This window comes from Anaerorhabdus sp. (assembly GCF_036637135.1).
Lineage (GTDB): Bacteria > Bacillota_I > Bacilli_A > Erysipelotrichales > Erysipelotrichaceae > Anaerorhabdus.
Genome location: NZ_JAVWNC010000059.1, coordinates 1 through 11,331 on the forward strand (window position 1 = coordinate 1; position 11,331 = coordinate 11,331).

At 32.3% G+C, this 11,331-nt stretch carries 7 protein-coding genes; 1 reads left to right on the forward strand and 6 read right to left on the reverse strand.

Features of this window, described 5'->3' with window-relative positions; genetic code table 11:
* From pyrB to dnaE, 6 genes are all read right to left on the reverse strand, one after another.
* Positions 1–752, reverse strand: a 752-nt coding sequence (pyrB, locus tag RR643_RS09615; protein ID WP_332483076.1) for an aspartate carbamoyltransferase, incomplete at its 3' end; no start/stop codon positions are given.
* A 125-nt stretch (positions 753–877) separates the two neighbouring features.
* Entirely contained in the window at positions 878–1,648 is a 771-nt protein-coding gene (locus RR643_RS09620; protein ID WP_332483077.1) for a class I SAM-dependent methyltransferase, read from the reverse strand.
* Positions 1,649–1,876: 228 nt separating this feature from the next.
* The gene (locus RR643_RS09625; RefSeq protein ID WP_332483078.1) at positions 1,877–2,575 is read right to left on the reverse strand and encodes a tRNA1(Val) (adenine(37)-N6)-methyltransferase; all 699 of its coding nucleotides are present in this window, start codon (positions 2,573–2,575) and stop codon (positions 1,877–1,879) included.
* Positions 2,517–3,974, reverse strand: coding sequence for a sensor histidine kinase (locus tag RR643_RS09630; RefSeq protein ID WP_332469841.1), 1,458 nt, complete (start codon positions 3,972–3,974; stop codon positions 2,517–2,519). Before RR643_RS09630 ends, RR643_RS09625 begins: the two co-directional genes overlap by 59 nt.
* Positions 3,964–4,626 (reverse strand): response regulator transcription factor, encoded by a 663-nt coding sequence (locus tag RR643_RS09635; protein WP_332469842.1) that lies wholly within the window; start codon positions 4,624–4,626, stop codon positions 3,964–3,966. The genes RR643_RS09630 and RR643_RS09635 overlap by 11 nt, the downstream gene beginning before the upstream one ends.
* A gap of 11 nt (positions 4,627–4,637) precedes the next feature.
* The gene (dnaE, locus tag RR643_RS09640; protein ID WP_332483079.1) at positions 4,638–7,700 is read right to left on the reverse strand and encodes a DNA polymerase III subunit alpha; all 3,063 of its coding nucleotides are present in this window, start codon (positions 7,698–7,700) and stop codon (positions 4,638–4,640) included.
* A 212-nt stretch (positions 7,701–7,912) separates the two neighbouring features.
* Here dnaE and RR643_RS09645 point away from each other — a divergent pair.
* The coding region (locus tag RR643_RS09645) for a transglycosylase domain-containing protein (protein ID WP_332483080.1) at positions 7,913–11,331 on the forward strand (3,419 nt) is incomplete at its 3' end.

Consider the following 11,331-nt stretch of genomic DNA (forward strand, 5'->3'; position numbering starts at 1 on the left):
AGTTTTTCTACATCTAAGATATAACTATCTTTTAAACGAATGTAGTCAGCTTCATTGAAGAAACGTTCGCGTTGTACACGAGTCATATAAAGGATATCTAATTTATCCATCACTTCTTCCATCGTACGTGCTTCTTCATAAGTTACATTTGATTTCTTTAATACATCTTCAAAAATGTATTCAGGAACTCTCAATTCTTCAGGTGAAATAAGAACAAAATGAATATTCTTATAACGTGTTAATGCTTTAATGAGTGAGTGTACTGTTCTACCAAATTTTAAGTCTCCACAAAGTCCAACAACTAAGTTATCAAAGTGTCCTTTTTCTCTATGGATTGTTAGTAAATCAGTTAGGGTTTGTGTTGGATGGTTGTGTCCACCATCTCCAGCGTTAATAATAGGTACCGTTAACCCCCTTGTCGCAACAAACGGTGCACCTTCTTTAGGGTGTCGCATTGCAATGATGTCCGCGTAACAAGCAACTGTTCTTGCAGTATCAGTTACACTTTCACCTTTTGCGGCACTACTTGAATCTGCCGATGAAAAGCCTAAAACGTTTCCACCTAATTCGAGCATCGCTGCTTCGAAGCTTAATCTTGTTCTTGTACTTGGTTCAAAGAAACAGGTTGCTAGTGTCTTGTACTTACAAACATCTCTGTACTTCGTTTTGTCTAGGATGATATCATCCGCCAAGACAAGAAGATCGTTGATCTCCTCTACTGATAAGTCCATTGGATCAATCAAATGCTTCATATTCTTTTTTCCTCCTCATAATGCGCTCTCTTGGCACATTATTGTTACTATTATACCAGTATTTTCAAAAAAACAATCATTCTTTTTCAAATATTCATAATAATCTCACATTTACTAAAATTAGCTTATTTATAGACAATATCCAAGGTATGTGAACCTGCTCCAATGAGATCTAAACGCTCACAATTCAGCAAATGATATTGAATATACAAATCAAAGGTTTCATCATCCATTTGATTCAAGGTAGGACGCATAAAATCACTATGTCCATCCGGGCTTATTATTTTATGTCGATGAAGGCCTGCAAGATGATTAAATTGATCAATATCCACTAGCGTTACATAACTATATAAATCCTGTTCCTTTGGAACTGTTTTGAAATTTGAAGTAATACGTCCATCTTCTAAGCATTCTTTTATTTTATTTTCTTTAAACCCAAAAGTGATAACCGCATAATCATTCATACAATATGCGACTAAGATAACACCTGATTTCTTAGTTACACGTTTTGCTTCTTGAAGTGCCTTAACTTTCTCGTCAATTGTAAATAAATGATACATTGGTCCAAATAATAGAACACAATCAAAACTATCATCTTGAAATCTAGATAAATCAAGAGCATTCCCTTGATACGCCTTTACAGAACTCTTTTTTGCTTTTAAAACTCCTAGGTTGCTTTTCACAAGTTCAATTGCTGTAACATCATAACCTTCATCTGATAAAGCAACTGCATATCTACCTGTTCCAGCTCCTATATCCAATATTTTCTTAGCCTTATCCCCTTTTAACACCTCGTGAATATATTTCATAGAAGTAATGTATTCTACTTGCCCATGACGACTTAATAGTCTTTTTTCTTCATTGAATTTGTTGTAGTAATTTTCTATTTTTGACATATTATCACCTTACTTCTTTTCCACATCATTATAAACGATGTTATCAACAAATTCTAATACTCTTTGCACCCAAATCTCTCCTCTCACCATAATAATATTTTATTTTAATTGAATTAAGACTCCTAGCGAATAATCTCTTGGTATTCTTTCTTGATGCATCTTTCAGTATATTTACGTAAGCAGTAACCCTATAGATGATCAAAAATAAAACACCTTATGGGTGTCTTATTAGCGTTCTAGAAATATTGGTTTTTCAACTAATACTTGATTATTTTTACCTTTAATTATTTCAAATAAACTACTCGTCGAATGCTCTTTATTTTGATCAAATACTTGCCTCATACGTTTAATTTTAAATCCATATCGAATCGCAATTTCAACAATCTCTGTTAACCTTGTAGAACGATGAACCAAATAAAATCGACCATTTTCATTCAATAATCTTGAAACATGATGAAACAATTCATCCAACGCTAACATTTCCTCGTGCCTTGCAATACGCAAATATTCACTTTCATTTACATTTGATTTCTCATCACACTTGAAAAATGGAGGATTACACAAAATAACATCAAATGCATCATAGTTAAAATCTTGAATCTTGCTGCAATATAATTCGGCATTTAAATGATTGTGTTCAAAGTTTTCTTTTGCAAGTTCTATTGCTTCTTTAAAATAATCAACACCCACTAATTTTGTTGGTTTAAACTCACTTGCATACAATAACAATGCCCCGTTATTACACCCAATATCCAATACTGTTTCATCATTTTTAACATCCATAAACTTACCTAAAAAATGGGTATCTGAATTCATGCGAAACATATCTTTCCTTTGCTTAATTTCAATCGTTGTTTCTGGTAAGTAATCAAAAGACATTTTCTTGTGCGAGTTCAAACCAGAACGTTGAACCTTTTCCTTCCTCACTTATAACTCCATATTGAGCATGATGATTATCCAAAATAGCTTTAACAATTGCTAAACCAAGTCCTGTTCCTACTGCTGCACGTTTAAATGTTTTATCAATCTTATAATAGCGGTCCCAAATGTAAGGAATACTTTCAACCGGTATTCCCGATCCTTCATCTTCAACTTCAATACGTACCGAATCATCTTTCTTAAGTATTCGTATTGTAATCTTTCCATTCTCATCGGAATGTTTGAATGAATTAGATAAGAAATTATAAATAACTTGACCGATTTTTATCTCATCTGCAAAAAGAATTAAACTATCATCACTTTCGAGTTTGACATCAAATTGATGCTCATCTATTAATACTTGAAATAGTGTTAAAATATTCTTTGTTTTTTCAACAATATCAAAATTGGATTGATTTAATTCATAGTTACCTGATTGCATTTTTGATAATTCTTGCATATCCAAAACCAAGTGATCTAAATAATCTACTTCTTGTATTATTACATCCAAATGTTCTTCTCTTTTTACTGGATTATCTCCAGATATATCTCTAATCATTTCTGCATATGCTTTGATCATAGTTAGTGGTGTCTTGATATCATGCGACACATTCGCGATCAAATCTTTTCGTAGCTCATCTACTTTTTCTAATTTATCAGTTGCCTCATTTAATGTTGTCGCAAGTTCATTGATTTCTCTAAAATATGAGCCCTCAAAATGAGTATTTTCATAATCTGCTTTAGCTAATGCATCGGCAGACACTTTCATTTTTACAATGGGTTTCGATAATCCATTCGATATAAATATTGAAATCATGATTGAACAACCAATTACAATCAATGTATAAAAGAAATACTGTTCTTGAAAGAAACTAATAATTGAGTCTACAGGTTCAAGCGGACTATTGATATATAAATATAGATTTCCTAAATTAGTTTCAATTTTCTCACCGAACAAAATCATTTCTTGTTTACTTTTTGAATTAATCAGTACTTCAGAAAAGGAATTATCATTCACTTTTATATATTCATTTAAAATCAACCCATCATTAAAAGGAACAATTTCTTGTTCTTGTAAATTGATTTTTTGATTGAATATACAACTTTGTCCCAATCCATCTGCACTGTATACAAGTTTTCCTTGTTCATTGAAGATAGCGGCACATACACTGTTGTTTACAGCCAATTGAAATGCTTTATCCACCAAATATTCACTACCGTTTTCATTATCAACAATATATGATTCAAATTTTGTCGCAACCTCTTGGATTGCAGTAATTTTGTTATTTCGATAATATGGTTTAATTAGTGAAAATTGAAGAATTCCAAGGACAAGTAAAATTCCAAGTGCGAATAAGAAGAAATCCAACCAAACATTGAATTTTATCCCTCTTAATCTATGCTTCAAACTTATATCCCATTCCTCTCACCGTAACGATATAATCGCGGTAATTTCCTAAATTGTGTCTTAACATTTTAACATGCGTATCAACTGTGCGATCATCACCAAAGTAATCATAATCCCACACTTCTTCAAGTAACTTCATTCTTGATAAGGCAATATTCTTATTCTTAACCATAAAAAGAAGTAAATCAATTTCTTTTGGTGTTAAGTTTACTTTAGCACCATCTACAGAAACACTACGTCCATCGACATCAATAGTAAGACCACCAAACTTAAGAATTTGATTTTCTTTGCTTCGTCCACGATCTAAGATTACTTTCACACGTGCCATTAACTCTTTTGGTGAAAAAGGTTTAATAACATAATCCTCAACACCTAATTCAAATCCAAATAATTTATCATATTCCTCTTGTCTTGCTGAAAGCATTATGACAGGAATATCCTTTAATTTCTTGATTTGTTTACACGCAGAGAAACCATCTAATTTTGGCATCATAATGTCTAAAATAACACAATCAAAGTCTTCTACTTCAACACATTGGATTGCCTCTAGTCCATCGCTCGCTTCTACAACTTCATAACCATTTAATAAAGCATATTCACGTACAACTTCTCTTATTTTCAATTCATCATCCACGATTAATATCTTTGCCATTGTAATACCTCCTATTTATCATCTTCTAAAACTTGTATTTTATTAACTAAACAAGATTCTTTCTCATCAACTTTTCCATCAAAATAGATGTATTTTCCTTTATTCAATTGCGCTTGTACTTTTTGGTAAATATTAGGCATAAAGACTAAATCCATTTCTCCAGATTCATCATAACCTACTACAAACGCCATTAAATCACCCTTTTTAGTACGATGTTGACGAACTCTTGATATACAACAGAATCCTTTTACAAATCCATGAGTACGTCTTAATTTTACTAGTGGTTCAACTAAAATGCTATGTTTTTTCTTAATTTGAAGAATTGGATGAGATCCAAGGTAAAAACCAAGAACATTTTTTTCTCTCTCACTTCTTTCGATTGGATCTTCTTTAATTTGGTATAGAACTGGTTTTGATACCAACCCCAAATCAATTCTAGCTTGTCCATCTGTTTCAATACGAACCAAATCCGCATAACGAATTGCATCATCAAGTGAGGCTTGCATGCTCTTGCGATTGATTTTAAATTCATCCAATGCACCTGCATCAATCAGACATTCAATTACTTTACGAGTTACTTTTTTTGTCATAATACGCGCTACAAAATCATGGAAATCTGTAAATAAACCTTTACTTCTTTCTTCCATAATTTCATATATTGCACTTCCACCTACATTTTTAATTGCAAGTAGTGGAAAACGAATTTGATGATCATTTAAATCAAATGTCATTGTGCTTTGATTTACAGATGGTGACAGAATTACAATTTCTTTTTTTCTGCATTCATCTAAGTATTCAGCTGTTTTACTTTCTGAACCAATTACACTATTTAATAATGCACAGTAAAACTCATATGGATAATTTGCTTTTAGATAGGCCGTTTGATATGCAATTAATCCATACGCAACAGAATGTGCTTTATTAAAACCATATCCCGCAAACTTCAAAATCAATTCGAATATTTCATGAGCTAATGCATTGCTATGTCCATTATTTAAACATCCTTGAATAAAATCTTCTTCTAATAATTTTAAATCAGTAATCTTCTTTTTAGACATTGCTTTGCGTAAAATATCAGCCTTACCAAGTGAGAATCCTGCCATTACTTGTGCTACTTGCATGGTTTGTTCTTGGTAAATCATAATACCATACGTATCCTTTAATATCGCTTCTAAGCTTGGATGTAGATACGTTATCTCATTTTCTTTTTTTCTTGCTTCTAAATAAAGTGGAATATTTTCCATTGGTCCTGGTCTAAAAAGCGCAATCGTCGCAACAATATCTTCAAACCGTGTTGGTTCCATTTTACGTACCAAGCTTTTCATACCACTTGATTCAAGTTGAAAAACACCTACCGTATCTACCTTCTTGATTAGGTCATAAGTTTGCTTATTATCTAGAGGTATTTGAAGAATATTAAAATCAGGTTGTTCAAGTTTAATTCGATCAACAACTTGATCAATAATAGTTAAATTTCTTAATCCCAAAAAATCCATCTTAATCAATCCCATTGATTCCAAATATTCCATTGTGTACTGAGTTGAAACCATATCTTGTTCAATTTGAATCGTAGGTATTACTTCATTAAGTTCCTTACTTGACATAACAATACCTGCAGCATGTGTACTGGCATGTCGTGGTAACCCTTCCAACTTTAATGCATATTTAAAAAGTTCTGTAAATCTCTTATCTGCATCGATGTATTGTCTCAATACACTTGATTCTTCATAAGCTTTCTTAAGAGTCATTTTCGGTGCAAATGGAACTGCTTTACAAATCATATCAATCTCTCGCAAAGGAATATCCAAGACACGTCCTACATCTCTAAGAACTTGTTTAGCACCTAATGTTCCAAATGTAATAATATGAGCAATATGTTCTTTACCATATGTTTCATACACATACTGAATTACTTCATCTCGACGATCATCAGGAAAATCTGTATCAATATCCGGCATTGATATTCTTTCCGGATTTAAAAATCGTTCAAATAATAAATTATGTTGTATTGGATTAACATGTGTAATTCCCAAACAATACGCTACCAAAGAACCAGCTGCACTTCCACGTCCTGGCCCAACATAAATTCCCTGTTTCTTTGCAAAACGAATAAAATCATAAACAATTAAAAAGTAATCTTCAAAATGCATAGAAATAATAACATCTAACTCATATTTCAAACGATCTGTATATTCTTTTGTTATTTGATTATCTAATCGCTTTTTTAATCCTGCAATACACATTTGTGTTAAATAATTTTTACCATCAATTTTATTGGGTGTTTTAAACTTTGGAATTGATGTATGAAAACTCTCGAAACTTACATTGCATCGTTCCGCAATCTTTTCTGTTTCAAGTAAATCATCTTGATCATATAAATCTTCCATTTCTTTTGCACTGCGTATATGTCTTCCTTGTATTGATGGAAGTGAATAATCATTCAATGTTTTTCCTAAACGAATACCCGAGACAATTTTATAACAAATTGCATCCTCTTCTTTTTCATAATAAATCTTGCTTAACGCAACCGTTCTTCCACCACATTCCAATACTTTTCTTTTCAACATTTGGTTTTTGATTTGCCAATAAGATGCATCATTCAATGACAATGCGAATACACAATCATCAAACATGGATAACATTTCTTTAATTTGTTGAGTACATAAAGCATCATTTTCATTCACCAAACTTGATTCAAGAATGCCACCTTCACCATAAATCACCACAACATTATCAACTGCGAACTCTTTTAATTGTTCTAAACTTAATTTATTCGCGGAATTTGAAACAATACTTGAACATAATATGCAATTTCGATAGCCATTATTATTCTTCGCTAACAGCAAGAAATTAACTGTTTCATTATTTACTTCACAACCAACTTCAATTCCATATATCGGTTTAATCTTCGCATCTATACATGCCTGATAAAACTCAAAAGCACCAAACAGAACATCACTATCAGTTAGTGCACAACATGAAAAATTCAACGCTTTACTCTTTTGAACAAGTTGTTGAATCGTTAAGGTACTATTTAACAGTGAATATGAACTTCTTGCGTGTAAATGAATCATGACTACACCTCTATAAACATTCTACCATAGATTATCCATTTTTCTAGAAAATCATTCAAGTTAAAAATGAAAACCCTATCATTTTTTAATCACCATTTTTTCACAAGTTAAGATTAGTAAAAGTATTACTTTTCACTCGATTTAGATGGAAAATCAAAGCATTCTACCTATTTTTATGCTAAAATGGATGAGCATATGTTTGGAGTGATAAAATGGATGAAAAAGCAAAGGTTAAATCAACAATAGAAACTGTTGAAAAACCAATTAAAGAAAAAAAATCTTCCAGTGAAAATACAACATCAAAGAAAAGTACAAAAACAAAAAAGAGTACAAAAAGTGATGATATGATGACTGAAAAGAAAGATAAAAAAGAAAAAACAACTGCACCTAAGAAAACAACTAAAAGTGTAGCTGCAAAAACAACAAAACCTGCAACAGCTAAAACAAGTACAACTAAGAAGAAAAGTGAGTCCGTTGAAAATACAACTGATTCAGTTTTAGACGTTATTCCAACTTCGTCATCCCCAAAACAACCAAAGAAAGAAAAAACAAGTGCAAAATCAACTAAGAAATTTATTGAAGAAGGTTTCGCAGATTTTGAAACACGCTTGAAAGATATTTCTTTATCTATAAGCGATACACCGGAAATTAAGACGACTAAGAAAACAACAAAGAAAGAACCTGTTGTTCCTACCAATGAATTAGAAGTAAAAAAAGAACCACGACATGCAAAAACAGTTTCTGATATAGCTGATGCGAAGTCAAAGAATGTAAACGATGCACCAGAAGATAATAAAAACATTTTAGCTGATAATACAGGCGATAAATCAATCGAAAATACTGCTATTAAAGATGTTAAGAATAAACCACTTGATATTATAGATTTTAAAAAGACACATGCTTCTCCTATTGTTGAAAATGATGATGTAATTATTGATGTTGAACCAAAGATTATTAAGAGTAAAGAACCTAAAACAAAGAATAATCAACCTCATGCTAACCAAGAAGATAAAAAAACAGAGGCTATTTATAATTTTGAAGAAGATGACACAACTTCAAATGAGCAAGAACAAAAGACAAAAGGTCAATTTCCTTTTCCAACAAAGAAAAAAGACAATCCTGTCGATATGGAACAAACAATTGTTTTAAAGAAAATAACAGATGAAATCCATCATGATGATAAACCAAAGAAACATCAGCCAAGTAAAGGTAAAAAAATACTAGCTTCAATCATTGTAATAATCATTTGTTGCGGATTAATCATTGGTGGTATTGGTTTAGGTATTTTATCAAAAATCATATTAACATCACCAGAATTAAATCTTACGGATTTCACTGGTGCAGAGTCATCAAAGATTTATGATAGTAATGGAGAAGTGGTCACAGAACTTGGTGCTTACCTACGTGAAAATATTACATATGATAGTTTGCCTGAATCAGTAATTGATGCTTTTGTAGCCATCGAAGATTCACGTTACTTCACACATCCTGGATTTGATTTACCTCGTTTTACTAAAGCATTTATTGAAAATATTAAATCAGGAAGTTTTGCACAAGGAGGTTCAACCTTCACGATGCAACTTGTAAAAAATACTTACTTTAGTATTGACGATATTAACAATTCTAAGCTTGCAGAAAAATCAATTGATCGTAAAGTTCAAGAAATTTTCCTAGCGTTAAAAATAGAAAAAGATTTTAATAAACATGAAATTTTCGAGAAATATTTAAACAAATTAAACTTTGGAGGTAACATTCGAGGTATACAAAAAGCTGCCCTTTATTATTTTGGCAAAGATATTTCAGAAGTTACATTAAGTGAAGCAGCTTTGCTTGCAGGTATTGTAAACCTTCCAAATAAATACAATCCTTATAACTTTCTTGATTATGCAACACAAAGAAGAAACACTGTATTAGATATGATGGCTTATCATGGTTATGTCACTAAAGATGAAGCTGAATTAGCCAAAGCTATAAAAGTTGAGGATTTACTTGTTGGTGAAGAGAAGACATACAATCGTGCTAACAGTCAATATCAAAGTTATATCGATGCAGTTATTGAAGAAGCACAAGAATTAACAGGTAAAGACCCTGCTCTAACTAGCATGACTATTTACACTTATATGAATCGCGATGTTCAAGAAGTAATTGACTCCATCCAAGATGGTAGCGCAAATATTCCATTCCCAGACGATTTGATGCAAACAGCAATTGTTTCAATGGATAATCGTACAGGTGCAGTCCTCGGTGTCGGTGGAGGTAGAAATTATGAAGGTGCTCGTTTATTAAATCGTGCTACTTCAGGTTATCGCCAACCAGGATCAGCAGTAAAACCTTTCTTATCTTATGCATTAGCATTTGAGAAATTATATTGGTCGAGTAAACATGTTTTAACAGATAGACCTTATACCTATCGTGGTAGTAGTCTTGTCCTTAAAAACTTTGATAGACAATATCGTGGTGATGTTTACATTGACCAAGCATTCGCTCAATCATTAAATATACCTGCGATTGATACACTTCAACAAGTTATTGATGAAATTGGTAAAGAAGAAGTTGTAAAATATCTACAAACAATTGGATTTAGTAAAGTAACTAATGATAACTTTGATATTAGTTATGCGATTGGTGGATCATCGTTTGAAACAACCGTGTTTGAAATGGCTGGTGCCCATGCCATGATTATTAATGGTGGTATCTATAACCAACCACATACAATACAAAAAATTGTTTTCCCTGATGGAACAGTCGTATATCCAGAAAATCAAAATGTGAAAGTATTAAGTTCAGGTTCAGCTTATCTTGTTGCTGAGTTAATGCAATATGCTGTTGAAGGACCTTATTACAATTACATGCAAATCTTAAAGCGTGATTATCCTGTCTATGCAAAAACAGGTACTTCCGACTGGGCAAAAGATGGAATTGTTTATAACATTCCAATTGGTGCCGCAAAAGATAAATGGATGATATCATCATCCACACAATTTACTAACGCTGTGTGGATTGGATACGATAAGGGTGTCAAAGATAAAGGAACTTATTTTAATGGATATAAGAGTGGATTAAATATACCCGGAAAAATTAGTAAATTATTGATGGATACTGTCGAAGAAACATCAAGTACAAAACCCGAAGCAATTCAAAGACCAACTGACATTGAAGATATTACCTATGTATTGGGTTCATATCCATATGCCGAATTAACACCAGAAACACAATATATGTCTGTAACTGCTGAAATACGCAAAGGTCATCCACCTCTTGCTCCATTGAGTGAGAGTGCTTCAAAAGAAGCTCCTTCCCTATCTGGAATGAGTGCAACATTGAATATGGATGGTTCATTATCTGTTTCTTGGTTAGTTAAAGGTCACTGCTCTGGTGGTACAAAAGATTTGACTTTGAATGATGGTAAGAATTATATACCAGCAACAGGAGCTTGTTTATTCGACCCTGCAGTTGCAAGCGGTGGTACATCATATTATGCAACGATTTATGTTGATGAAGTACCGTTATACAATATTTCAAGTGGCAATGGTTATTACAACGATTGGCCAGGAAACTTGTATGGAACAATCAAAGTCTGTGGTGGTGCTTCAAATGCCTATGGAACAACAGATACGCAATGTGCTGTAGC

Bases quoted from the DNA above. Each gene is read 5' to 3' on its own strand.
- RR643_RS09620 (WP_332483077.1), bottom strand. From the start codon at position 1,648: ATGTCAAAAATAGAAAATTACTACAACAAATTCAATGAAGAAAAAAGA.
- RR643_RS09635 (WP_332469842.1), bottom strand. From the start codon at position 4,626: ATGGCAAAGATATTAATCGTGGATGATGAATTGAAAATAAGAGAAGTT.
- dnaE (WP_332483079.1), bottom strand. From the start codon at position 7,700: ATGATTCATTTACACGCAAGAAGTTCATATTCACTGTTAAATAGTACC.